This window comes from Microbacterium sp. BWT-B31, from assembly GCF_041379855.1.
GTDB lineage: Bacteria > Actinomycetota > Actinomycetes > Actinomycetales > Microbacteriaceae > Microbacterium.
On sequence record NZ_JBFECU010000001.1, the window covers coordinates 361,712 to 387,080 of the forward strand.

The window sequence follows — 25,369 nt, forward strand, 5'->3', positions numbered from 1 at the left end:
GCGGCTCAGACCCGCTCGGCGAGGATCGCCCGGCGCCGCGAGCCCACTCGCGTGAGGAACAGCGTCGCCGACTCGGGTCCGCGCAGCTTCAGCGCCGCGCGGTAGGCGGCGGGGTCGACATCCACCCCCCGCTTCTTGATCTCGAGGGTGCCCACGCCCCGGTCGCGCAGCGCCCGGGAGAGCTCCTTCGTTCCGGTGGGCAGCTCATCGAGCACGCGGAACGACGACACGAACGGGCTTGTGAGCGCCGCGTCCGATGTGAGGTAGGCGATGTGCTCGTCGAGCATGCCCGCCTGAAGCGACCGGGCGACATCGCCGATCAGCCGCGCGCGGATCACCGCCCCGTCGGGCTCGTGCAGGAACGCGCCGAGCTCGCGCACGGGCTCGTCCGGGGCATCGGCCGCAGCCGTCAGCTCGTGCGCACGCGCGCCGTCGGGGCCGGAGCCGCGGAGCACCAGCGCCGCCCGCCGCACGCCCTCGCGCGCGAGGCGCCCCGACCACAGCACGAGCTCGATCGTGGAGCCGTCGGCGCTCACCCACTGGGCTTCGAGTCCGTCGGGGATGAGGCCGCGGTCCAGCCCCGGCCCGAGCTTGATGCCCGTCGGAACGCGTCCAGCCAGGTCGAAGGCCCACTCCAGCGACGGTGACCAGTCCTCGGGGCGCGTGCGCGAGGTCTCGCCGTGGCCGGCCGTGCGGCGGGCCGGGTCGAGCCACACCGCGTCTGTGGACGACAGATCGGATGCCTCGGCCGTCCCCTGCCGCACCGACACCTGATCGCCGAACGGCGCCAGGTTGAACGCGGCGATCGCCGCGGTGACCTCGTCGGCGTCGACTGCCTCGACGCGCAGCCCCAGGCCCGCCATTCCCAGCGCGTCGCCTCCGATGCCGCAGCCGAGGTCGGCGACCGACTCCACACCGGCATCACGGAAGCGCCCCGCGTGCGCGGCGGCGACCGAGAGGCGCGTGGCCTGCTCGAGACCGGCGCGGGTGAACAGCATGCGCGCGGCGAACTGGCCGAACTTGACCTGCGCGCGCTGGCGCAGCCGTGCCTGACCCACTACGGCCGACACGAGGTCGGGGGAGTGGCCCTCTCGGCGCAGCCGCGTCACGGCTGCCGCGACATCCGCCGTCGAGTCGACAGGAGCCAGGGAGTCGAGCAGCCGCAGGCTCTCGGGGGTGAGCAGCGCGTGCAGTTCTGCGAGATCCACGAGCCGAGCCTACGGCGTGGATCCCCCGGGAAACCCCCCGTCGAACCCCTATCGCACCCCGGGCAGGCCCTGAACAGGATGCGGGCTCGCCACCGATGCCGCGCAGGGCGCGCACCACCACACTCGAACCAACACGCCGGACCCGGCGTCTCGCCCTGAAGGAGCAAGGACAATGGCTGATTTCGAAGATGCCGAGTTCGATGACGTAGAAGACAGCAACGTCGGCAACGAAGTGGACAACGAGGTCGATGTCGACGACTCGTTCAACGACACCGATGTCGACACCGACGTCGATGTGGATGCCGAGGACATCGGCAACGACGACTCGTACAACGACACCGACGTGGACGTGGATCTCGACGACTCGTTCAACGAGACCGACGTAGACGTCGACAACGAGGACTCCTACAACGAGGAGACCGACATCGACAACGACGACTCGTTCAACGAGACCGACGTGGACGTGGATCTCGAGGACTCGCTCAACGACAACTCCGAGAACAACTCGACCAACACCGCCGTCCTGGTCGAAGACTCCTTCAACGAGGAGACCGATGTCGACAACGACGACTCGTTCAACGAGACCGACGTGGACGTCGACAACGACGACTCGTTCAACGACACCGACGTGGACGTCGACAACGAGGACTCGTACAACGAGGAGACCGACATCGACAACGAGGACTCGTACAACGAGACCGACGTGGACGTCGACGTCGACAACGACGACTCGTTCAACGACAACGACGACAACTCGACCCACATCGAGGACTCGTTCAACTACCACGACGAGTCCCAGACGCTCAACGACAACTCCGTCTCGGTGGGCATGCGCCAGTACAACACCGGCTTCGGTGACATCAACCTCGGCGGTCTCATCGGCGGCGCGGTCGCCGGCGCTGCGGACGACTTCAACCTGGAGCTCACCGTCGACAATCGCTCGACGATCCTCGACCAGTCCATCAGCCAGAACATCTCGACGGGCTTCGGCGACGTCGACCAGGAGTTCGAGGCTTCGGCGGTCGTCGCCAGCGGCGACGGATCGGTCGCGGCCGGTGACGACGGCACGCTCGTCGACACCGACATCGACATCTCCATCGGCGACATCTCCATCGGCAACACCTCGCTCGAGAGCGAGATCAACGACTCGTTCAACGACGAGTCCACGAACTGGGACATCGAGACCGACATCGACACGGAGTTCGACGACTCGTTCAACGACACCGACACCGACATCGACACGGAGTTCGACGACTCGTTCAACGAGACGGAGACGGACTTCGAGGACTCGTTCAACGACGAGACCGACCTGGACGTCGACGTCGACGACTCGTTCACGAGCGAGATCGACAACACGTTCGACAACAGCGAGGAATGGGAGAACAGCGGCAACCTGTTCAGCCCGAACGGCGCCACCACCGGCGGTGAGAGCGAGATCGACTTCTGATCCTCGTCATCGCACCCTTCTCGCGAAGCACGTGCCCGACCGTTCTCGGAACGGCCGGGCACGTGGTGTGCGATCGGGTGTTTGGTCGTAGTCTGTGACGGGGTGAGTCGGTACCGCGAAGTGGGGGCGGGTATGGCGAATCAGCCGGAGTCGTCGGGTGCGCCCGAGGTGGCGCCGCGCAAGCCGGGCGAGCTCGTGCCGGTCGTCGACGCGATGAAGGGCGTCGCGCTGTCGAACGGTCGCGCCGACCTCGCCTCGCGCCTCGAGCAGACGCAGGAGCGGCTGCGCGACCCGAACATCCGGGTGGTGGTGGTCGGTGAGTTCAAGAAGGGCAAGAGCAAGCTCATCAACGCGCTCGTCAACGCCCCGGTCTGCCCGGTCGACGACGACATCGCCACGAGCGTGCCGACCTCGGTCGGCTACGGCGACCAGCCGCAGGCCTGGCTCATCATGCGCCACGGCGAGGAGGGCGAAGGTCCAGGCACGCCGAGCGTCACCCGCCAGCCGGTCCCGATCGACGAGATCGCGCACTTCGTGTCGGAGCGCGGCAACCCCGGCAACGAGCAGAAGCTGGTCGGCGCCGAGGTGCTGCTGCCCCGCGAGATCCTCCGCGGCGGCCTGAAGCTGATCGATTCTCCCGGAGTCGGCGGGCTCGAGTCCACGAACTCGCTCGCGACGCTGGCCGCCCTCTCGTCGGCGCACGCGGTGCTTCTCGTGTCGGATGCCTCGCAGGAGTACACCGAACCCGAGGTGCAGTTTCTCAAGCATGCGCTGCGGCTCTCGCCGAACGTCGCGGCGATCATCGCCAAGACCGACCTGTACCCGCAGTGGCGCACGATCGAGACGATCGACAGGGGGCACCTGGGCGACATCGGCGAGGTGCCCGTGTTCTCGGTGTCGAGCGATCTGCGCCTGATCGCGGCGGAACAGCAGGACCGCGACCTCAACGAGGAGTCCGGGTTTCCCGCGCTGGTGGCCCACCTGCGGCGGGACGTGCTCGAGCGCGGCGAGCTGATCAACGTGCGCGGGGCCGTGCACGACCTGACCTCGGTCGCCGAGCAGCTCACCATCGCGGTGCGCTCCGAGCTCGACGCGCTCCTGCACCCCGAGGACACTCCGCGCCTGATCGCCGCGCTCGAAGACGCGAAGGCGCGCGCCGAGGAGTTCCGCGGCCGCGCCTCGCGCTGGCAGGTCACCCTGAACGACGGGGTCGCCGACCTCATCTCCGACATGGAGCACGACATCCGCGATCGCCTGCGCAAGGTGCAGCGCGAGGCTGAGGCGGCGATCGAAGAGGGCGACCCCGGGCCCATCTGGGACCAGATCACCGAGTGGCTCGACCAGCGGATCGCCGCGGCCGTCTCCGAGACGTTCGTGTGGACCGACGAGCGCTCGCGGTGGCTCGCCGAAGAGGTCGCGGAGCTGTTCAGCGAAGGCCAGACCGAACTGCCTGTGATCGCCGTCGGCGACACCGAGGGCGTGCTCGACCCGATCGAGGAGATCTCCGAGCTGGATGCCGGCACCATGAGCGCCGGCGAGCGGATCTACATCGGTGTGCGCGGCTCGTACGGCGGCGTGCTCATGGTCGGGCTGGCGACCGGCCTGATCGGGCTGTCGCTGATCAATCCGTTCTCGCTGCTGGCGGGAATCCTCGTCGGACGGCGCGCATACCGCGAGGACATGAGCGCGCGGCTGACGCGACGGCAGTTCGAGGCGAAGAACCTCGTGCGCCGCCACATCGACGAGGTCACCTTCCAGGTCGGCAAGCAGCTGAAGGACCGTCTGCGCATCGTCCAGCGCACCGCGCGCGACCACTTCACGAGCATCGCCGACGAGCTGCACCGGTCGCTGTCGGAAGCGGTGCTGGCGGCCAAGCAGGCGGCGGGCACGTTCTCGACCGACCGGGAGAACCGCAAGAAGCAGCTGCTCGAGCAGCTGCGGGTGCTCGAGCAGGTGCGCGCGCGCGTTCCCGCCCTTCCGCCTGCGCGGGTTCGGGAGGCGATCCGGCGATGACCGCCGGAGTCCTCGAGGACGCCGGCGAGCTGGTTCGGCTTGCCCAGCGGACCTATGCCGACGACGACGATGCGATGTCGATCCTCGCCGACCTCGACCGGCGCATCCACGAGCCCCTGCGCCTGGCGCTGGCGGGCATGGTGAAGGCGGGCAAGTCGACGCTCCTGAACGCGATCCTCGGCGAGCAGATCGCCCCGACCGACGCGGGGGAGTGCACGCGGGTGGTGACCTGGTACCGGTATGCCGCCACCCCGTCGATCACCCTGCACCCGCACGAGGGGGCGCCCCACCGGCTCCCCGTGCGCCGCGACGACGGGCATCTGGTGCTCGACCTCGCCGGCTTCGCCCCCGAGGAGATCGACTGGATCGATGTCGGCTGGCCCTCCGGAGCGCTCACCTCGATGATCCTCATCGACACCCCGGGCATCGCGTCGCTGTCACAGGATGTCTCGGCACGGTCGACCATGTTCCTGCTGCCGGAGCGCTCGCCGTCGTCCGCCGACGCGATCGTCTACCTGCTGCGCCACCTGCACGCCTCCGACGTGCGGTTCCTCGAGAGCTTCCGCGACACGGCGGCGGGGGCATCCGAGACCGTCAACGCCGTTGCGGTGCTCTCACGCGCCGACGAGATCGGGTCGGGTCGCATCGACTCGCTGCTGTCGGCGGGCAACGTCGCCCGGCGGTACGAGAGCGACGGCGAGCTTGCCTCGCTCGCCCTGGCGGTGCTGCCGGTCGCGGGGCTGCTCGCCGAAGGCGGGCGGACGCTGCGCGAGGGTGAGTTCGCGGCGCTGCGGGAGCTGGCGGCGCTCGACCGGCGCGACCGCGAGCGGCTGCTCGTCTCGGCCGACCGGTTCGCGCGCCCCACCGACACCACCACGCAGTCCGAGCAGACCCGGCGGGAGCTGCTGGGCAGGTTCGGCATCTTCGGGGTGCGCCTGGCCACGGCGCTCATCCGCGGCGGCGTGCGCGACTCGACCGAACTCGCCGAGCGCCTGGTGCAGCAAAGCGGCCTGACCGATCTGACCGGGTTCGTGCGGCTGCACTTCCGCTCGCGGGCGGTCGCGCTCAAAGTGCGCGGCGTGATCCACGCCCTCGAGGAGCTCGTCGCCGATCGGCCGCATGACGGGGCGCGCGAGATCCTCGCCGGCATCGAGCGCCTGCAGTCCTCGTCCCACCCGCTGCGCGAGCTGGCGCTGCTGTCGCAGATCCGCACGTCGAGGCATCCGCTCCCGCCCGCCGACGCCGACGATGTCGCGCGCCGCATCGGCGGCGACGGCGTCTCGGCGCGCAGCCGCCTCGGCCTTGCGGAGTCCACGTCGCGCGAAGAGGTGCGCGCGTTGGTCGAGAGCGAGCTGGGGCGGTGGCGGGCGCGCGGTCAGTCGCCGCTGACCGATCGCGCCACCGCCGACATCTGCCGGGTCGTCATCCGCAGCCTCGAGGCGATCGCGTCAGAAGTCGCCGGTGACGACCGGCCCACGCCGCACGTCGTGCTTGCGGGCGGTCCAGGCCAAGGCCGCGGGGAAGGTGCTCATCAGCAGGGCGAGCACGGCGAACATCCCCTGCACGGTGAGGGTCTGCCGCAGGAACACTCCGTCCTCTCCGCCCGCGGTGAGCTCTAGCGCGATCGCGTAGAAGATCCACTGCGCGATCACCGTGCCCAGCTGCCACCAGCGGATCTGCGGACGCCTGCTCATGAACGACACCAGCAGCGTGATCTGCACGCCCAGCACCGCCACCATGAGGCCGAACGCCGACCAGTAGATGATGTCGGCCGCGGACTCGTACGTGGCATCGGGGCGGCCGGCGCTCACCGCGCGAACGGCCTCGGTGATCAGCGGCAGCTGCTTTTCGCGGATGATGAAGAAATAGACGATCGCCAGCGCCCCCGCCGCGAAGCTCAGCGCCCACAGCAGCTGGCTGATGCGCACGGATGCCGGCGGCGGCAGCTTCACGAGCACGGGAGCGCTGTTCGGGCTGGCCAGCGCCGGGCGCTGCGGGCGGGCGTGCTCTCGGTCCGCGGCGGTGGCCGCGGGGGCGGACGGAGCGGGCGCCGCGGGCGCCGGACGCGGGACCATCGTTCCGGGGCGCGGCGGAGGCATCGCCGCCAACGCGTCGGAGGGCGCGGGGAGTCTGGGCCCCGGGGCCCGCGGCGCGCGGGACTTCGGAGCGCGCGAGGTGGGGGGAGTCTGGTTGTCTGCCACGAGTGGGGGCGCCCTTGCTGTCGAGTGTCTACTGCTCGTCGAACTCCGGTTCCGGCGGTGCTTCGAGCTCGACCGGCGCCGTGTCGTCGAACGAGTCCTCGGGGTCGGATGCGACAGGCTCCGGCGGCACGCCCTGCTCCTCCTCGACCGGCTCCTCGACCGACTCCTCTATCGTCGCCGGCAGTGCGTCGATGGCGTCCTGGACGGCTTCGACCGCGTCGGCGGCGGTGGGATCGGCGGCCGTCGCCTCGGCCGTCGCCTCCTGCGCATCGCCCTGTTCGGGCGGCGCGCCCTCGTTGAAGGACCCGTCGATCGTCGTGGTCGTGTCGGTGTTGCCGATCGCGACGTCGCCGACCGCGACGTTCGTGTCGGACTGGTCCGAGACGGCGTCGTCGCCTGCGGCGATCGCCTGGTCGCCGGTGGCCACGATCGCCTCTTGATCGAACACCTGCGTGACATCGCCCTCGGCCCAGATGCTCTGGTTGACCGACTGGTCCACGATGGTGGTGCGGTTGTCGAACGAGAAGTTGTTGACGATGCTCATGATCTCGCGCGCCACCTGCTGCGGAGTGGGGTCGCGCGGATCGATCGACGTCGGGTTCGGGTTCGGGTTCGGGTTCGTATCCCGCGGCTGCGGCGAGACCGAGCGCGGTGAGACGTCGGGCCGATCGATGACCACAGGGGCCACGGCGCGGACGTCATCGGCGCACGCCGTGGTCAGCCCCTTGCGGGCGAGGACCTGCTCAGGATCGTCGTTGAGCTCTTGGGCGGCATCGGGATCGCGCAGAAGGCTGAGGATGAACTCGATCAGCGCTTCGGCGATCGTGGCCAGCGGTGCAGTCATGTGTCGACTCCCATTACGGTGAAGGCGCAGGTCGAGCCTAGGCAGGTGACCTGGGTCGGGTCATCGGGGTTCATCCCGATATCCCCTGGCGGTGTACGGGGGTTCACCGTGCACCGCCGGCGGCGACGACAGGTGTCGCATCGAAGACCGGTCCGATGGCGACACGCAGCTTCGCGATGAGGTCCGAGCGCGATGTCGCGCCCAGGCGCCGGCGGATGTGCGCGATGTGGTGCTCGGCGGTGCGCGGCGAGATGAAGATGGCCGCGCCGATCTCGGCATAGGTCTTGCCCTGCAGCACCAGGCGGGCGACGTCGCGCTCGCGCTCGCTGAGCGCAGGGCCGAGACCTGCGGATGCGGCGGCCGAGGCATCCGCCGGCGAATCGGCGTGCACGGACTCGCTCCTGCTCTCGCGCGGGTGCAGTTCGCGCGCGCACGAGAGCAGGCGTGCCGACACGCGCCGGTCGTCGGTGCGTCCGGCGCCGTGGCCGGCGAGCCTCGCGCCGTCCCACGCGAGGCCGGCGGTGGCGAGCGCGCGTGCGGCCGACTCCACGGCGTCGGGATCGACCGAGCCGGCCAGCACCGAGGTCCACACCCGGCCCGCCTGCGCCATCGTCTCGGCGACGCGGCTGTGCGCGGCGGCGGCCACCAGCGCGCGGGCGTGCGGAGCGAGGGACTCGGGCTGGTTGAGCAGGATGCCCTGCTGGATGCCTGCCCAGTGCAGGTGGGTCGTCCACAGGGGGACGGGGCCCAGCGCCGTCGCGATCCGCAGCGCGTGCGCGAAGTGCGGCTCGACCAGCGGGGTGTCGCCCACGCGCGCCGCGGCCGAGACGACCTCGGTGAGCGGCAGGAACAGGTAGAGATCCATCTCGACGTGGCGCAGCGCCCCCCGCGCCCGCTGCCACACGGCGGTCAGGCCCGCGAGGTCGTCGTACCGGCGGGCGATCGCGACCCGGATCGACTGCAGCAGGAACTCGTCCCTCGGCGACAGGGTCGCCGTCGCCTCCAGAGCCGCCTCGAGCGCCGCGCGGGCATCGACCGGGCGCTCGCGCTGCACCTCGATCCACGCCTTCCACAGCAGCAGGCGGGGGCGCGCCCACTGCCCGCCCTGATCGCTGCCGATCGCGGCATCGACGGTGTCGTACGCCGTCTCGAGGTCGCCCGAGCCGACCGCCGCGATCGCCGCGAGCACGGCGGGAAGCTCCGGGATGGGCATCGTCGCAGGCGACGCCGAATACAGCTCCGACGCCCGCACGAGATCGGTGACGCCGCTGGGCGACCAGTTCGCCGTGAGCGTCGCGCGCAGCCCGCGATCGAGCAGCTGCATGGACACCGTCAGCGTGGACAGGCCGATCGAGGCATCCGGATCGGAGGCGAGAGTCTCGCGGCTGCCCACCCCGACGTCGGTGAGCATCGCCTTGGTCTTGGACTCTGCGCTGAGAGGAGGCAGAGCGCGGTACACCCCCGATCCGGACGACATCATCCCCCGCGCCGCCCACGCAGCGGCGGCGGTGTCGGCGACGAGGTCGCCGTCGTCGGCACGCGGAGCCCGCAAAGCCGCGTCGAGCAGCGTGGCGGCGGCATCCAGATCGCCGACGGCCCATGCCGCGCGCGCCTGCCGGGCCGCCACCTCAGCGGGGTCGGCGCCGACTTCGACCGCGGCGCGGTAGAGGCTCGCGGCCCGCTGCGGGTCGGTGTCGAGCACGCGATCGGCGTGCGCGATCAGCGTGTCGCCGATGCGCGGGTCGATGATCCCGTCGATCCACTCGCGGTGGTCGGGGTCGGCCGCAAGCGACAGCGCGATCGCCTTCGCGGACTCCTCCGACGTGTCGGCGAGCCGCTGCACCGGGATCGTCGCGCGCACGGCGGCGCTCACCAGCGGCACGGGCCGGCCGTTGCGAAGCAGCAGCCCCTCGGAGTACGCCTCGGCGACGAAGTCGTCGGTCAGGGGGAGGTCGGCCCCCGTCTGACCGCTCGGGCCGAACTGTCCGAGGCTGAGCTGTTGCAGGCCGAGGCGCAGCTGCGCGCTCACGACGTCGACGCGGTGCGCGATGCGCTCCTCCAGCACGTGCCGCAGCGCCGTGTGCTGGGGGTCGTCGGCGCACTCGCGGTCGTCGTGAAGGTCGACCGATGCCTCCACCAGCCATGCGACGCCCTCGGTGAACTCGAGCACGTGCTCGACGCACGCGGGCGACATCGCCTGGCCCCGTTCCTCAAGGTGCGCGCGCAGGTCGGATCGCGAGACGTGTCCGAGCACGATCGGCGGATGACTGCGCTCGAGGTCGCACGACACCGCCCGTGCCGCGTCGCTGCGCGGCCAGGGGCGGGCGGCGACGACGAGCCCTGCGTGCGGGTCGCTCGCCCGCGCGGCCACAGCGGCGAGCCGGTCGGCGGCAAGCAGCTGCAGGTCGTCGACGAGCAGGACCGTCGAGGGCGGGACGGCGGCGGGGTCTGGCTGGTCGGCGAGCACCTCCACCTCCGCGCCGCGCGCGGACAGCAGGGCGTGCAGTTCGCCGATCAGCGCGGACTTGCCGGAGCCGGCGTTGCCCACGATGAACGCGCGAGTCGGCGCGTCGGACGCGATGACCGCGTCGAGCGTCGCGCGCGAGTGCTGAACGGCGAGGCGCGGAATGGCGGATCGAGGCGACATGGGCATGGGATCAGGTGTGGGCGGCGGCGTGCGTCACACGGGCAGGCCGGGATCGGTGGGATCGGGCTGCGGATCTGCCGGCGCTTCGCTGGGTTCTTGGCTGGGTTCTTCGCTCGGCTCCTGGCTGGGTTCTTCGCTGGGTTCCTGGCTGGGTTCTTCGCTGGGTTCTTCGCTCGGCTCCTGGCTCGGCTCCTGGCTGGGTTCCTCGCTGGGTTCTTCGCTCGGCTCCTGGCTCGGCTCCTGGCTCGGCTCCTGGCTCGGCTCCTGGCTGGGTTCTTCGCTCGGCTCCTGGCTCGGCTCCTCGGCGGGCTCGCTCGGCTGCTGGCTCGGTTCGGTCGGCGGATGACTCGGCTGCTGACTCGGCTTTGTCGGCGGATGACTCGGCTGCGAGTGACCGCTGTCGTCGTCTTCGCTCGCGTGCTGCTGGCTCGGCGAGGTGCCCCCGGGGCCCTGCGGGTTCGTGGTCGGTCGGGCCGCGGGCCGTTCGGCGGCGGCCTCGGTGCGCGTCTCTGCGACTTCGCGGCGGGGATTGGCCGGCGCGGACGGGGAACTGCGCTCGATCGGCGGAGCCGCCTGATCCTGCGGCTGGGCGGGAGCATCGGCCGCAGGCGCGTCGACGGGCGCGGAGCCTTCCGCCGACGGTGCGGGCGTGGCCGCGTCGAGGGCCTCGGCGAACATGCCGCCGGTCTGCTGGGGGGCGCCGGCGACGACGGCGCCGCCCAGCACGAGCGCGCCTGCGACGGCGAGCGATCCTCCCGCGAGGGCGACCGGGTACCAGCGGTTGCGCTTCGGGGGCGCGATGGGCAGGGGCGCCGGGGCCGGGGCGCCGCTGGCGAGCACCAGTTCGCCGCCGGTCGACTCGAACGCGGCCGCCGCGCCCGGGGCCAGTGGCACGAGGAACCCGATCCGCTCCTCCTGCACCTGCAGCAGGCCGCTGCGCGCGGCGCCGAGCGCGATCGACGATTTGGGGTCGGCGTCGATAGCGATCGGCCGGTCGAATCTCTCCGAGACGCGCTGGGCGACGCGCGGAATGCGCGACGAGCCGCCGATGAGCAGGATCGACGCGAGGTCCTCGGGGTCGACGCGGGCGTCGTCGAACGCCTTCTCGAGCACGTCGAGCGTGCGGTCGATCCAGTCGTCGATCATCGATTCGAATTCGCTTCGGGTCAGCCGCACCGACGTCCGGTCCGAGCCGGTCACGACGGGGATCGTGGCGTCCGAGTCGAACGAGAGCGCTTCCTTCGCGTCGATGCACTCCCGCTGCAGCTGGGCCAGCGCGAGTCGTGACGCGGAGTCGGCGGCATCCACCGAGCCGAGGTCCGCGTCGACGGATGCCAGCACATGGCGCAGCACCGCGCCGTCGAAGTCCGCCCCGCCCAGGTTCTCGATGCCCGCGGCGCGTCCGGCGAGGGTGAACGAGCCGTCTGCCTCCTTGCGCAGCACCGCGCAGTCGAAGGTGCCGCCGCCGAGGTCGTAGACGGCGAGGGTCTCGCCGGGTGCGAGACTTCGCGTCGCCTCGTAGTGGCGGGCTGCCGCCTCGGGTTCGGTGATGAACCCGAACTCGTCGACGCCCGCCTCCAGCAGCGCGGCGCTCACCAGACCGAGGCGGTGGTCGCCCCAGGTCGTCGGATGCGTCAGGATGACGCGTGCCGGAGGCTGCTGCTCGCGCTCGGAGACCTGCGCGACGACGCTCGCGACCGTCTCGGCGTAGAGCTTCTCGGGCGTGATCGCGTACCCGCCGATGTGCAGGGGCACCGGATCGCCGATGCTGCGCTTGAACTCGCGTGCGAGCCGGTCCGGCTGGGTGATGCCGCGCCTTTCGGCCGCGTCCCCGCACAGCAGGTCGCCGTCCTCGGTGATGAACACGACGGTGGCGACGGTGTCGCCACGACGGCCGAGCGGAAAGGAGGCGGCCACCACCGTGCCGTCAGGGCCGAGCCGAGCAGTGGCCGCGGCGATCCGGCTCGTGCCCACGTCGATGGCGATGACGTGTTCCCACGAGCCAGACATGTCGAATTGCACCAAGTCTGACATGTGTGCTTCCCCAAGCCCGCCTCAGCGACCATTCGACGACGACGGTCAGGAGGCGGTTACGCCGCTCATGTTACACCGAGGTTACGTCCGCGTCACGGGTCTCGCTGGCTGAGATTAACCCGCATTGCGCGACCTGGCACTCACGTTGCGAGAGTGCCAGCCAGTTGCCTAGACTGACATCAGCACTCTCAACGTCAGAGTGCTAACGAGTCTTCAGTCTCAAGAAAGAAGAGGTAGACCGTGTCGGTTTCCATCAAGCCGCTCGAGGACCGCATCGTCATCAAGCAGGTCGAGGCCGAGCAGACCACGTCCAGCGGTCTGGTCATCCCTGACACTGCCAAAGAGAAGCCGCAGGAGGGCGAGGTCGTGGCCGTCGGCCCCGGCCGCATCGACGACAACGGCAACCGCATCCCGCTCGACGTGGCCGTCGGCGACCGCGTCATCTACAGCAAGTACGGCGGGACCGAGGTCAAGTTCGGCGGCGACGAGTTCCTGGTGCTGTCGGCTCGCGACGTCCTCGCGGTCGTCGTTCGCTGATACAGCGTCACGCACACGCGTACCGAGAGGGTCGGATGCCTCGGCATCCGGCCCTCTCGTCGTTCCCGGCGATGACGCGGACGGCGGTGCCGGCCGGTGGCAGGGATCGTGCGGACAACGGCAGGGAACAGATGCTCCGTCCGCCCGCGGCGGGTCTGGCCGCGCGCAACGCCGCCTAGGCTGGTTCGGTGAGTTCTGACGTGCGCGGTGCCGAGACATCCGGAGTCGAATCGGATGCCGCAGCCCGCGCGCACGCCGCCCGGGAACGCACCCTCGGTGGCGTGTACGCCTTCACGGCGTACCTGCTGTGGGGCTTTCTGCCGCTGTACTTCCTCGTGCTCGTGCCCACCGGGCCGTGGGAGATCGTGGCATGGCGCATCGTCCTGTCGCTCGCCTTCTGCGCGATCCTGCTCGCCGTGACCCGCACGTGGAAGAACCTGCGGGCGATCCTGCGCAACGGCCGCCTGGTGTGGTGGACGGTGCTCGCCGGCGCCCTGATCTACGTGAACTGGCAGGTGTTCCTCGTCGGAACCCTCACGGAACACGTGATCGAGACGAGCCTCGGGTACTTCATCAACCCGCTCGTCACGGTGCTGCTGGGTGTGCTCGTGCTGCGCGAGCGGGTCACCGTGACGCAGTGGGTGGCGCTCGGGATCGCGGCATCCGCCGTCGTGGTCATCGTCATCGGGTACGGCTCGTTCCCGTGGATCGCGCTGGCGCTTGCGTTCAGCTTCGGCTTCTACGGGCTCGTCAAGAAGCAGATCGGCCCTTCGGTCGACGCCGTCAGCGGGCTCACCCTGGAGTCGCTGTGGCTCACGCCGATCGCCATCGTGCAGCTCGTGATCGTCGGCATGACGACGGGCCTCACGATGGGCCAGGTGAGCGTGGGACACACTGTGCTGCTGCTGTGCGCCGGTGTGGTGACGGCGACGCCGCTGCTCTTCTTCGCCGCCGGCGCTCGACGCACGTCGCTGACGGTGATCGGGCTCATGCAGTTCGTCGCGCCCGTGCTGCAGTTCATCACGGGCGCCTGGATTCTCGGCGAGCCGATGCCGCTGGAGCGCTGGATCGGGTTCGGCCTGGTGTGGCTGGCACTGATCGTGCTCACCGTGAACTCGCTGCGGGGCGCCCGGCGGGCGCGCGCGGCCGCGGCATCCGACGTGGCATCGATCACCTGACCCGTCGCCCAGACCTGCACTCGCCTCCGGGCATGGCCGCTTTCGCGACTGGGTGTCCCCACTCCGGCACGCAGAGCCCGGGAAGGGCGCAATTCGCGACACGCCCGATCGTGGGTCGGCGATCGGGAGGGGACGACTCCGTCTCAGGCGAGGATCAGCGCGCGAAGCGCGCGATCGCCTGGCTGGCCTCGCGCAGCTTGATCTCGGCCTCTTCGCCGCCGCGGGCCGCCGCGTCCACGACGCAGTGCCGCAGGTGGTCGTCGAGCAGACCCAGCGCGACCGCGTCGAGCGCGCTCGTGAGCGCGGAGATCTGCGTGAGGATATCGATGCAGTACTTCTCTTCGTCGATCATCTTGTGGATGCCGCGGGCCTGGCCCTCGATGCGCTTGAGCCGGTTGAGGTACTTCTCCTTGTCGGTGATGTACCCGTGATGGCTGTGGTCGGCGTGCTCGACGTGGACCTCCGGTGCGGTCACGTTGTCGATCGGACTGAGGGTGATGTCGCTCATCGGTTTGCTCCTTCGGATCGGCGGGCGAGCACGGCGGCGACGCTCGCCGCGGGCGTGAGGTCCAGCCGCCGAAGCAGCTGGGCGTTGAGGGCGACGACGATCGTCGACAGTGACATCAGGATCGCACCGACCGACATCGGAAGCACAAATCCGATGGGCGCGAGCACCCCCGCGGCGAGCGGGACCGAGATGAGGTTGTAGCCCGCCGCCCACCACAGGTTCTGCGTCATCTTGCGATAGCTGGCGCGCGAGAGCTCGATGACCGAGACGACCGACCGCGGATCGTCGCTGGCGAGGATGACCCCCGCCGAGGCGATCGCGACGTCGGTCCCCGCGCCGATGGCGATGCCGACGTCGGCCGCGGCGAGCGCGGGGGCGTCGTTGACGCCGTCGCCGACCATCGCGACCTTGCGACCCTCGGCGCGAAGCTCGGCGACCTTGGCCGATTTGTCCTCCGGGCGCACGTCGGCGAAGAAGCGACGGATGCCGAGTTCGGCGGCGACCGTGCGCGCGACCTCCTCGGCATCGCCGGTGATCATCACGACCTCGACGCCCGCCGCGTCCAGCGCCTCCACGGCCGCTCGGGACTCGGGGCGGATCTGGTCGGCGAGGCGCACCGAGCCGACGACCTCGTGCTCGCGTAGGACGTGGAGCACGATGGCGCCCTCGCCGTGCCACGCGGCGGCGTCGGGAAGCTCGGCCGCGCCGTGCTCGGCGAGCATGCGCCCTCCGCCCACCCGCACTGTCGCGCCGGCGATGGTGGCGGTCACGCCGATGGCCGGGGAGGACGTGAAGCCCGTCGCATCCGGGGTCGCGAGCCCCCGCTCATCGGCGGCGCGCACGATCGCGCGGGCGAGGGGATGCTCGCTGTCGGCCTCGGCGGCCGCGGCGAGGGCGAGGACGGTGTCGGCGTCGAAGGATCCTGCGCCGGCGACGGCCGTGACGACGGGCTCGCCCTTGGTCAGCGTGCCGGTCTTGTCGAACAGCACAGCGTCGACCGTGCGCATCGCCTCGAGCGCGAGGCGGTCCTTCACGAGCACCCCGCCGCGCGCCGCGCGCTCGGTCGCGATCGCGACGACGAGCGGGATCGCGAGGCCGAGAGCGTGCGGACACGCGATCACCAGGACGGTGATCGTGCGCACGACGGCCTCGTCGGGCATCCCGATCGCGATCCAGACGATCGCGGTCACGATCGCCGCGCCCAGCGCGAACCAGAACAGCCACCCCGCAGCCCGGTCGGCCAGGCGCTGCGCGCGCGAGGTCGAGCTCTGCGCGTCGGCGACCAGGCGCTGGATGCCGGCGAGCGTCGTGTCGGCGCCCGTCGCGGTGATCTCGACCCGCAGCCCCGAGTCGGTCGCGACGGTGCCGGCGGTGACCGCGTCGCCGACTCCGCGCGAGACGGGGCGCGACTCGCCCGTGACCATCGACTCGTCGATCGCGGCCGAGCCGTCGATCACGCGGCCGTCGGCGGGGATGCTGCCGCCCGGCCGGACCAGCACGACATCGCCGACGCGCAGCTCAGCCGGCGGCACGGCGACCAACTGGTCGCCCTCGACCCGCTCGGCGGTGTCGGGGAGCAGGGCCGCAAGAGAATCGAGCGCGGACGAGGTGCGCGCGAGCGAGCGCATCTCGATCCAATGGCCGAGCAGCATGATGACGATGAGGAGGGCCAGCTCCCACCAGAAGTCGAGCTCGTGGTCCAGCAGGCCCAGGCTCGCACCCCAGGAGGCGACGAAGGCGACCGTGATCGCCAGGGCGATGAGCAGCATCATCCCGGGCTTGCGGGCGCGCAGTTCGCCCACCGCGCCCGTGAGGAACGGCGACCCGCCCCACGCGAACATCACCGTTGCGAGCACGGGCGAGACCCACGCGACGACGGGGGAGTCGGGGAGGGGGTACCCGAGGAGCATCGCGAACATCGGCGAGAACGCGACCACGGGCACCGCGAGACCCAGCATGACCCAGAACAGACGCCGGAACCGCGTCGCGTGGTCGCCGCCGTGGGCGTCGTGCCCGGCGTGGCCGGGGTAGGCGGCGTGGCCGGGGTGGCCGGCGTGGGCGTCGCGCATCGTGCCCATGTCGTGGATCGCGGGGTTGCCGTGCGCGGCGTGCATCGTGCCCATGCCGTTATCCGTGGGGTTGCCGTTGCCGGCGTGCGCGTCAAGCCCCGCGTCGGCGTCGTGCGCGGCGTGCGTGTCATGTGCGTCATGCCCGGCGTGCGTGTCATGCCCGGCGTGCGCGTCATGCCCGGCGTGCCGCGCCAGCCGGTGGCGGGCGGCATCGGCGTGGCGGTCGCTCATCGCCCTGGCCCTTCCTGGCTCTGCGGGATCGTCGTCACCGACCCGCGGAATCGCCGCAGCCGCAGGCTGTTGCCCACGACGAACAGGCTCGAGAAGGCCATCGCGGCGCCAGCGATCATGGGGTTGAGCAGGCCGAGGGCGGCCAGGGGGATCGCGGCGACGTTGTACGCGAACGCCCAGAAGAGATTGCCCTTGATGGCGCCCAGCGTGCGTCGCGACAGGCTGATCGCGTCGGCCGCGCTGCGCAGATCGCCGCGCACGAGGGTGATGTCCGATGCCTCGATCGCGGCATCCGTTCCCGTGCCCATCGCCAGCCCCAGGTCGGCCTGGGCCAGCGCGGCGGCGTCGTTGACCCCGTCGCCGACCATCGCGACGACACGGCCCTCGGCCTGCAGGGCCCGGATCGCCTCGACCTTGCCGGCCGGCAGCACCTCGGCGACGATCCGCTCGATGCCGACCTCGGCGCCGATCTGCTCGGCCGCGGCGCGGTGGTCGCCCGTGAGCAGCACCGGCTCGAGCCCGAGCGCGCGAAGCTGAGCGACCGCCTCGGGGCTGGACGGCTTGACGCGGTCCGACACGATGAGAAGGCCGCGGGCCTGGCCATCCCACGCCGCGAACACGACCGTGCGGCCGGTGGCCTCGGCGTCGGCGGCCCGCGCGAGCAGCGCGCCGCCGACGGGGATGCCCCACTCGCGCAGCAGAGCCGCCCGCCCGGCGACCACCGCCCGCCCGTCGACCAGGCCCGCCACGCCGAGGCCAGGCGTGCTCGAGAACGATTCGACCTCGGGCAGCGGGGCGGCTTCGGCGGCCGCGCTCGCGATGGCACGGGCGATCGGATGCTCCGATCCCGCCTCGAGCGCCCCCGCGAGGCGCAGCAGTTCGGCGCGGTCACCGGCGGGCACCGGGATCACGTCGAGAAGCGTCATGCGGCCGGTCGTCACGGTGCCGGTCTTGTCGAGCACGATCGTGTCGACGCGACGCGTGGACTCGAGCACCTCGGGGCCCTTGATCAGGATGCCGAGCTGCGCTCCGCGACCCGTGCCGACGAGCAGTGCGATGGGGGTTGCGAGACCGAGCGCGCACGGGCACGCGATGATGAGCACCGCGACCGCAGCGGTGAAGGCGCTCTCGACCGGGAAGCCGAGGGCGAGCCATGCCACCAGCGTGGCGATCGCGATCACGAGCACGATGGGCACGAACACCCCGGCGATGCGGTCGGCGAGGCGCTGCGCGGCGGCTTTGCCGGACTGCGCCTCTTCGACGAGCCGCGCCATCTGCGCCAACTGCGTGTCGGCGCCGACGCGCGTCGCGCGCACGACGAGCAGCCCCCCGGCGTTCACCGTGGCACCAGCGACGGCGTCGCCCGGTTCGACCTCGACCGGCACGGACTCGCCCGTCATCGTCGACGCGTCGACCGCCGACGATCCGGACACCACGATCCCGTCGGTCGCGATCTTCTCGCCGGGGCGCACCACGAACTCGTCTCCGACGCGCAGGTCGGCGATCGGCACGCGCGCTTCGACGCGCTCGCCGCCCGTCCCGGGACGCAGCACCGCGGCATCCTTCGCCCCCAGATCCAGCAGGGCGCGAAGCGCCGCGCCTGCGCGGCGCTTGGACCGCAGCTCGATATAGCGCCCCGCGAGCACGAACATCGTCACGCCTGCCGCGACCTCGAGATACAGGGCGTCGGATGCCTCACCCGGCGTCGAGATCCATTGGAAGCCGTGGGTCATGCCCGGGAGCCCCGCGTGTCCAAGGAACAGCGCGTACAGCGACCACAAGAACGCCGCCGACACGCCCATCGACACCAGGGTGTCCATCGTGGCCGCGGCGTGGCGCAGGTTGATCCACGCCGCACGGTGCAACGGCCAGGCCGCCCATACGACGACCGGCGCCGCCAGAGCGAGCGAGGCCCACTGCCAGTACGTGAACTGCAGCGCCGGCACCATCGACAGGACGATCACCGGCACCGACAGCACGATCGCCCCGATGAGGCGCTGACGCAGCCCCCGCACCTCGGGGTCTTCGCCCTCGGCTTCCGCCGCTGCCGCTGCCGCCGGCGCCGGGGGGCGGGGGACCGATGCCGTGTACCCCGCCTTCTCGACCTCGTCGATGAGTGTCGCGGCATCGAACCCCGCGGGCGCGTCGACCACGGCCTTCTCGGTGGCGTAGTTGACCGTCGCCGTCACCCCCTCGAGCCGGTTCAGCCGCTTCTCGATGCGCGCGGCGCACGAGGCGCAGGTCATGCCGCCGATCTCGAGGTCGATGCGGGCGCCGCCGGGTCGGGTGGTCGTCATCACAGACGCGCGGCGCGGTAGCCGGCCTCGTCGACGGCCGCGAGCACGTCCGCATCGGCCAGGGCGGAGGCGGATGTCACGACCAGCCGCCCGTCGCCCGCGTTGACCTCGATCGACTCGACGCCGGCGAGCTTCGACACCTCCGCGCGCACGGACGACTCGCAGTGACCGCAGCTCATGCCGGTGACCTGGTACTCAGTTGTGATGCTCATCGATCCTCCGGGTGTATACCCTATGGGGGTACATTCTTGAATGTACAGCGTATACCCGTCAGGGGTATTCGGGGTCGGGGCGATATCGGTGGTCGAGGCCCTCGTTATCGAAGCGAGACAGTTAAGTTTCAGATCGTTAACGAGACGCAACATTGCCGAGACCAGGGCGCGGTTAGATGGGTGGACTGGGGAGGCGCCCCGATGCCTACCCGTGGTACATACACAGCAAGGAGCAACATGAGCGTCTTCACACGTTCGCGCGCGCCCAAGGTGCTCGGCGGCATCGCCGCTGTCGGCATCGGCGCGCTTTTTCTCGCCGGATGCTCCGGCACCGGCGGTGGCGGGTCCACCGACGGGGGCGACCAGGCCCGCGGTGAGCTGAACCTCACCATCGGCACCGCCCTGCCCCAGACGGGCAACCTCGCGTTCCTCGGCCCGCCCGAGGAGGCCGGCGTGGCCTACGCGAAGTCGCAGATCAACGACTACGCCGAGACCACGGGCCTGAACCTCGACGTCGTCTTCGGCGACTCGGGCGACACCGACAACAAGGCCTACGAGACCGAGATCCCGCGCCTGCTCGGCGAGGATGTCTCGGCGATCATCGGCGCAGCGTCTTCCGGAACGTCGCTGCAGTTCATCGACCAGGTCGTCGGTGCCGGCGTGATCCAGTTCTCGCCTGCCAACACGTCGGACACCTTCACGACCTACGACGACAACGGGCTCTACTTCCGCACCGCCCCGTCGGACGTCCTGCAGGGTGACGTGCTCGGCAACCTGATCGCCGAGGACGGCAACCAGACGCTCGGGCTCATCGTGCTGAACGACTCCTACGGCACGGGCCTGGCCAAGTACGTCACCGAGGCGTTCGAGGGAGCCGGCGGCGAGGTCGTCGCGGCGCCCACGTACAACACGGGTGACACGAACTTCGACGCGCAGATCTCCGAGGTGCTCGCGGCAGACCCCGACGCGATCGCCCTGATCACGTTCGAAGAGGTCAAGACGATCCTTCCGAGCCTGTTCGGCCAGTTCCCCGCCGACAAGCTGTACTTCGTCGACGGCAACCTCGCCAACTTCGGCGACGCGTTCCCGGTCGGCTCGCTCACGGGTGCCAAGGGCACGCTGCCCGGCCTCTCGGTCGACTCGATCGGCGACTTCACCAGCGCCCTCGACGACTTCCTCGCGGGCGAGGGCTCCGAGCCGCTCACCGAGTACAGCTACGCCGCGGAGTCCTTCGACGCGACGATCCTGCTCGCGCTCGCCTCGCTCGCGGCGAACTCGACCGACTCGGCCGACATCGCCGCGAAGCTCATCGAGGTCTCGGGTGGCGAAGGCGACGGTGAGACGTGCACCACGTTCGCGGAGTGCGCCGACATCATCCTCGCCGGTGGCACCGCCGACTACGACGGCGTCTCGGGCCCGATCACGTTCAACGAGGTCGGCGACCCGACCGAGGCGTCGATCGGCATCTACCAGTTCGGTGAGGACAACACGTACTCGGCCTACGAGGGCTGATCCTCTCTGACGCGAAGCGCCCCCGGGTCCTCGGACCCGGGGGCGCTTCGCGTGTGCCACGGACACCCGCCCGGTGGCGCGCTGGCGCTGGGCTGCGGCATCCGCCCGTCGGCTCATTCTGACGATGTCGGCTCGGCATTCCTGCCGATTTCGTCCGATCGAGCCGAGTCACCCGAACGCGCGAACGCAAGGGGAGGGGGACGGATGCTGCGGCATCCGTCCCCCTCCCTGTAGGGCGCGTGCGGGTCAGGTGCCGAGCGTGCCGAGGTACAGTTCGGTGACCTTGGGATCGTTCAGCAGGTCGCGGCCCGAGCCGGTGTAGGCGTCGCGACCCTGGTCGAGGACGTACCCGCGGTCGCAGATCTGCAGGCAGCGGCGCGCGTTCTGCTCGACCATGATGCAGGTCACGCCCGCCTTGTTGATCTCGGAGACGCGGATGAACGCCTCGTCCTGACGGACCGGCGACAGGCCTGCGGACGGCTCGTCGAGCAGGAGCACCTTCGGGTCCATCATGAGCGCTCGGCTCATCGCGACCATCTGGCGCTCGCCGCCCGAGAGCGAGCCGGCGCGTTGCTTGAGGCGCTTGCCGAGCTCGGAGAAGATACCGGTGACGAACTCGAGGCGCTCCTTGTACATGCCGGGCTGCTGGTACAGCCCCATCTGCAGGTTCTCTTCGATCGTGAGGCTCGGGAACACATTGTTGGTCTGCGGGATCATGCCCACCCCGCGCGCGACGAGCTTGTTCGCCTTGAGCCCGGTGATGTCCTCTCCGGCGAGCGTGATCGTGCCCTTGCGGATGTTGACCTGGCCGAAGACCGCCTTCAGCAGCGTCGACTTGCCGGCGCCGTTGGGTCCGATGATGCCGATCAGCTCGCCCTGGTAGGCCTCGAGCGAGCAGCCGTTGAGGATGTTCACGCCCGGAAGGTATCCGGCGTGGACGTCTCGGATCGCGACGACCGGGGTGGCGGTGGCGGTGTCGGTGCTCACTTGGAGTCCTCCTGCTGGTCTTCTTCGGCGACGCCGGCTTCGACGAGCGCGTCGGCGCTGGCATCGGCGGAGGCCGCCGCATCCGTCGTCGGGTCCGCTTCGATGACGTCGATGCGGCCGGTGACCACGCCGAGGTCGAGCTCCTGGTGGGCGCCGAGGTACGCGTCGATGACCGCGGGGTTCCTCATGACCGAGTGCGGGTCGCCCTCGGCCACCACGCGACCCTCGGCCATCACCACGACCCAGTCGGCGATGTGGCGCACCATGTGCATGTCGTGCTCGACGAACAGCACGGTCATGCCGAGCTCCTTCAGGTCGAGGATGTGGTCCAGGAGCGACTGCGTCAGCGCCGGGTTGACGCCGGCCATCGGCTCGTCGAGCATCACGAGGGTCGGGTCGGTCATGAGTGACCGGGCCATCTCGAGGAGCTTGCGCTGACCGCCGGAGAGGCTGGCGGCGAAGTCGTCGGCCTTGGCGTCGAGCTTGAACTTCGCCAGCAGCACCATCGCACGGTCTTCGAGCTCGGCGTCCTGCTTGCGCCACAGCGCGGGGATGAGGCTTCCCCAGAACCGCTCGCCGCGCTGCCCGGTCGCGCCGAGCTTCATGTTCTCGAGCACGGTGAGCAGGCCCAGAGCCTTGGTCAGCTGGAACGTGCGCACCAGACCCATGCGCGCGACCTTGTAGGCGGGCACCCCCGAGAGCGAGCGGCCGTTGAAGCTCCAGCTGCCCTCGTTGGGCTTGTCGAAGCCCGTGAGGAGGTTGAAGAGCGTTGTCTTGCCGGCGCCGTTGGGGCCGATGAGCGCCGTGATCGCCCCGCGGGGGATCTCAAGGTGTTCGACGTCGACGGCGGTCACGCCGCCGAACGCGCGGCGGACGCCGTCGGCGACGATGATCGGGTCGACCTTCTTGCAGCCGGGCTCGGCCTCGCCGATGTGCAGGCCCGTCGTCTTGGGTCGCGCGATGGGTGAGGTCATCGTCGGCTGCGAGCCGGTCGGGGTGGGCCCGACGTGCGTGGGCCCTGTGGGGGTCGGAGTGTCACTTGACAAAGGTCAGCTCCTTCTTGTTGCCGAGGATGCCCTGCGGCATGAAGATCACCAGCAGCATGAGCGCGACGCCCACGAGGATGTATCGCAGCGTCGCCGCCTGGATCTGGCTCAGCCCGAACAGGAGGCCGGCCTGCGCGAGCGCGGGAAGGATGTTGCCCAGAAGGGTCATCAGCACCCAGAAGATGACCGAGCCCAGCAGGGGTCCGAAGACGGTCGCCGCACCGCCGAGCAGAAGCGCGGTCCACACGAAGAACGTCAGCGACGTCACGTACACGCCCGGGCTCACGGCCGAGGGGAGCGCGTAGACGATGCCGCCCGCGGCGGCGATCATGCCGCCCACCACGAGCGCCTGCATCTTGTACGAGAAGACGTTCTTGCCGAGCGAGCGAACGGCGTCCTCGTCCTCGCGGATGCCCTTGAGCACACGCCCCCACGGGCTGCGCACGAGCATCCACACCAGGGCCACCGCGACCGCCAGCGTGAGAAGCCCGATGATGCGCACCCACCAGTCGGTCGCGCTGTACGTCCACGGGCCGAAGCCGTAGGTTCCCGGCGGGATCGGGTTCGACGCGCGGAAGCTCGCGTGGTAGCCGCTCAGGCCGTCGGCCGAGCCGGTCACCTCGTCGAACGTCGTGGTGAGGAAGAGCAGCCGCACCACCTCGGCGGCGGCGATCGTCACGATGGCGAGGTAGTCGCCGCGCAGCCGCAGGGTCGGGATGCCCAGGATCAGCGCGAAGACCGCGGACGCGGCCAGGGCGATGATCGCGGCCAGCCACCATTCGAGTCCGAACGTGAGGATGGAGATCGCGTAGCCGTACGCGCCGACGGCCATGAAGCCAGCGATGCCCATGTTGATGAGGCCGGCGTAGCCGAAGTGCATCGCGAGGCCGAGAGCGGCCAGCGCATACGCGATCGTCGCCGGGCTGATGATCGACGAGGCGGTGTTTGAGAGGATCTGAAGCCAGTCCATCGGGGTGACCTAACCTATTCTCTCGCGTCGACCGAGGATGCCCTGTGGTCGGAACAGCAGGATGACGATGAGGATGAACAATGCGCTCGCGTATTTGAGGTCCGATGGGATCCACAGCGTCGAGACCTCGACGAGCACGCCCACGATGAGCGAGCCGACGAGCGCGCCGTAGGCGGTGCCGAGGCCGCCGAGGATGGTGGCCGAGAACAGCAGCAGCAGCACCTGCGCGCCCATGTCCCACTTGATGCCGGGCCGGTAGAAGGCGTACAGGATGCCCGCCAGGCCCGCGAGGGCACCGGCGATGATCCAGACCGCGCGCACGACATTGTCGACGTCGATTCCGGATGCCGCGGCCAGCGACGGGTTGTCCGAGATCGCGCGCGTCGCCTTGCCCAGCCGCGAACGGGTCAGCCACAGTGCGAACGCGACGATCACGACGATCGCGATGACGATCGAAGCCATGTCGATGGGGCTCATCTGGACGGCGCCGAACAGGTTGATCTTCGGATCCGCCGCACCCGGAAGCTGGATCGTGCCCCCGCCGATGAACAGCTGATAGACGTAGCGCAGGGCGAGCGAGAGACCGATGCTCACGATCATGAGCTGAACGACACCGACTCGGCGCCGGCGCAGCGGACGCCACAGAACGAGGTCGAGGACGAAGCCGAGTGCCGCGCTCAGCACGACGGCCAGCGGGAAGCCGAGCCACCACGGCAGCGCGAGGCTCGCCGGCCCGACAAGGAACAGGCCCGCGATCGCGCCGAAGGTCACCATCTCGCCGTGCGCGAAGTTCGAGATGCCGGTCGTGCCGTAGACGAGTGAGAGGCCGATCGCGGCCAGGGCGAGCATCAGGCCGAAGCTGATGCCTTGGATGAAGCGCGCGACGAGCTGGTCGAAGAAGCTCGTGACGTTGCGCTCGCCCTCGCCGATGAAGAAGTTCGCCGTGACGCGGCCGCCGGGCCCGACGGTGACCTCTTTCACGTTCGGGCTGTCGTCTTCGGGGTCGACCACCGCGATGCCTTCGGGCAGGGTCGACTCGTCGAGCGTGACCGTGTAGTCGGCGTTGCGCTCGGGGACGCTCACGTGCCACTGCCCGTTCTGATCTGTCTCGACCGTCTGCTCGCCGCCGGGGCCGTCGATCGTGAGGACGACCCCTTCGAGCGGCTCGCCGTCGAGCTGCACGTTGCCGCTGATGCGGTACGGATCGCCATCCGCCGCAAGAGCCGGCGCCGAGGAGAACAACAGCCCCATGAGCATCATCGCCAACGCGGCGAGAGCCACGATCACGCGTGTGCGGGGCCTCCGCAACGCGGTCTGCGTCGAAAGAGCCAAAGAAACCTCCAGAGGTCGGCACGGCGTCACCGAAGGTCCGGGTCGCATCGGCCGTGATGAACGACTGTATGAGAGTAATGTGTCGGCTCTGTTTCG

General features: G+C 70.2%; 18 protein-coding genes. 6 read left to right on the plus strand and 12 right to left on the minus strand.

The window, feature by feature from the left end; genetic code table 11:
• Positions 1–5: 5 nt before the first annotated feature.
• On the minus strand, positions 6–1,208 hold the full coding sequence (locus tag AB1K54_RS01575; protein ID WP_371200938.1) for an SAM-dependent methyltransferase: 1,203 nt from the start codon (positions 1,206–1,208) through the stop codon (positions 6–8).
• Between the two features lie 172 nt (positions 1,209–1,380).
• On the opposite strand from AB1K54_RS01575, the gene AB1K54_RS01580 reads away from it, so the two are divergent.
• From AB1K54_RS01580 to AB1K54_RS01590, 3 genes are all read left to right on the plus strand, one after another.
• Positions 1,381–2,655 (plus strand): hypothetical protein, encoded by a 1,275-nt coding sequence (locus AB1K54_RS01580; protein ID WP_371200939.1) that lies wholly within the window; start codon positions 1,381–1,383, stop codon positions 2,653–2,655.
• A gap of 102 nt (positions 2,656–2,757) precedes the next feature.
• Positions 2,758–4,668, plus strand: coding sequence for a dynamin family protein (locus AB1K54_RS01585; protein ID WP_371200940.1), 1,911 nt, complete (start codon positions 2,758–2,760; stop codon positions 4,666–4,668).
• Positions 4,665–6,287 carry a dynamin family protein gene (locus AB1K54_RS01590; protein WP_371200941.1) on the plus strand — a complete coding sequence of 541 codons (1,623 nt, stop codon included), beginning with the start codon at positions 4,665–4,667 and terminating at the stop codon, positions 6,285–6,287. Before AB1K54_RS01585 ends, AB1K54_RS01590 begins: the two co-directional genes overlap by 4 nt.
• Before the next feature lie 610 nt (positions 6,288–6,897).
• On the opposite strand, the gene AB1K54_RS01595 is transcribed toward AB1K54_RS01590, so the two are convergent.
• The 3 genes from AB1K54_RS01595 to AB1K54_RS01605 all read right to left on the minus strand — a co-directional run bounded on the left by AB1K54_RS01595 (position 6,898) and on the right by AB1K54_RS01605 (position 12,394).
• The gene (locus AB1K54_RS01595; protein WP_371200942.1) at positions 6,898–7,713 is read right to left on the minus strand and encodes an IniB N-terminal domain-containing protein; all 816 of its coding nucleotides are present in this window, start codon (positions 7,711–7,713) and stop codon (positions 6,898–6,900) included.
• A gap of 103 nt (positions 7,714–7,816) precedes the next feature.
• Positions 7,817–10,360 carry a LuxR C-terminal-related transcriptional regulator gene (locus tag AB1K54_RS01600; protein WP_371200943.1) on the minus strand — a complete coding sequence of 848 codons (2,544 nt, stop codon included), beginning with the start codon at positions 10,358–10,360 and terminating at the stop codon, positions 7,817–7,819.
• Positions 10,361–10,393: 33 nt separating this feature from the next.
• The gene (locus AB1K54_RS01605; protein WP_371200944.1) at positions 10,394–12,394 is read right to left on the minus strand and encodes an Hsp70 family protein; all 2,001 of its coding nucleotides are present in this window, start codon (positions 12,392–12,394) and stop codon (positions 10,394–10,396) included.
• Positions 12,395–12,634: 240 nt separating this feature from the next.
• Here AB1K54_RS01605 and groES point away from each other — a divergent pair, with 240 nt between their 5' ends.
• Together groES and rarD are read left to right on the plus strand one after the other, a co-directional pair.
• Positions 12,635–12,931, plus strand: coding sequence for a co-chaperone GroES (gene groES, locus AB1K54_RS01610; RefSeq protein ID WP_045275440.1), 297 nt, complete (start codon positions 12,635–12,637; stop codon positions 12,929–12,931).
• Between the two features lie 188 nt (positions 12,932–13,119).
• A complete protein-coding gene (rarD, locus tag AB1K54_RS01615; protein WP_371200945.1) occupies positions 13,120–14,109 on the plus strand; it encodes an EamA family transporter RarD in 990 nt (329 codons plus the stop codon).
• A gap of 154 nt (positions 14,110–14,263) precedes the next feature.
• Here the strand turns inward: rarD and AB1K54_RS01620 are convergent, their stop codons facing one another.
• The 4 genes from AB1K54_RS01620 to AB1K54_RS01635 are packed head-to-tail and all read right to left on the minus strand — an operon-like array spanning position 14,264 to position 19,426.
• On the minus strand, positions 14,264–14,617 hold the full coding sequence (locus AB1K54_RS01620; protein WP_371200946.1) for a metal-sensitive transcriptional regulator: 354 nt from the start codon (positions 14,615–14,617) through the stop codon (positions 14,264–14,266).
• On the minus strand, positions 14,614–16,917 hold the full coding sequence (locus AB1K54_RS01625) for a heavy metal translocating P-type ATPase (RefSeq protein ID WP_371200947.1): 2,304 nt from the start codon (positions 16,915–16,917) through the stop codon (positions 14,614–14,616). Before AB1K54_RS01625 ends, AB1K54_RS01620 begins: the two co-directional genes overlap by 4 nt.
• Positions 16,914–19,214, minus strand: a complete 2,301-nt coding sequence (locus tag AB1K54_RS01630; RefSeq protein ID WP_371200948.1) for a heavy metal translocating P-type ATPase — start codon at positions 19,212–19,214, stop codon at positions 16,914–16,916. Before AB1K54_RS01630 ends, AB1K54_RS01625 begins: the two co-directional genes overlap by 4 nt.
• On the minus strand, positions 19,214–19,426 hold the full coding sequence (locus AB1K54_RS01635; RefSeq protein ID WP_371200949.1) for a heavy-metal-associated domain-containing protein: 213 nt from the start codon (positions 19,424–19,426) through the stop codon (positions 19,214–19,216). The genes AB1K54_RS01630 and AB1K54_RS01635 overlap by 1 nt, the downstream gene beginning before the upstream one ends.
• Positions 19,427–19,663: 237 nt before the next feature.
• On the opposite strand from AB1K54_RS01635, the gene AB1K54_RS01640 reads away from it, so the two are divergent.
• The gene (locus tag AB1K54_RS01640) at positions 19,664–20,938 is read left to right on the plus strand and encodes an ABC transporter substrate-binding protein (protein ID WP_371200950.1); all 1,275 of its coding nucleotides are present in this window, start codon (positions 19,664–19,666) and stop codon (positions 20,936–20,938) included.
• Between the two features lie 246 nt (positions 20,939–21,184).
• Here AB1K54_RS01640 and AB1K54_RS01645 read toward each other — a convergent pair whose 3' ends face one another.
• From AB1K54_RS01645 to AB1K54_RS01660, 4 genes are all read right to left on the minus strand, one after another.
• Complete coding sequence (locus AB1K54_RS01645) at positions 21,185–21,925, minus strand: ABC transporter ATP-binding protein (protein ID WP_371200951.1); 741 nt, start codon at positions 21,923–21,925, stop codon at positions 21,185–21,187.
• A complete protein-coding gene (locus AB1K54_RS01650) occupies positions 21,922–22,899 on the minus strand; it encodes an ABC transporter ATP-binding protein (protein WP_371200952.1) in 978 nt (325 codons plus the stop codon). The genes AB1K54_RS01645 and AB1K54_RS01650 overlap by 4 nt, the downstream gene beginning before the upstream one ends.
• A gap of 61 nt (positions 22,900–22,960) precedes the next feature.
• Complete coding sequence (locus AB1K54_RS01655; RefSeq protein WP_371200953.1) at positions 22,961–23,941, minus strand: branched-chain amino acid ABC transporter permease; 981 nt, start codon at positions 23,939–23,941, stop codon at positions 22,961–22,963.
• A gap of 9 nt (positions 23,942–23,950) precedes the next feature.
• Entirely contained in the window at positions 23,951–25,228 is a 1,278-nt protein-coding gene (locus AB1K54_RS01660; RefSeq protein ID WP_371200954.1) for a branched-chain amino acid ABC transporter permease, read from the minus strand.
• Positions 25,229–25,369: the final 141 nt, after the last annotated feature.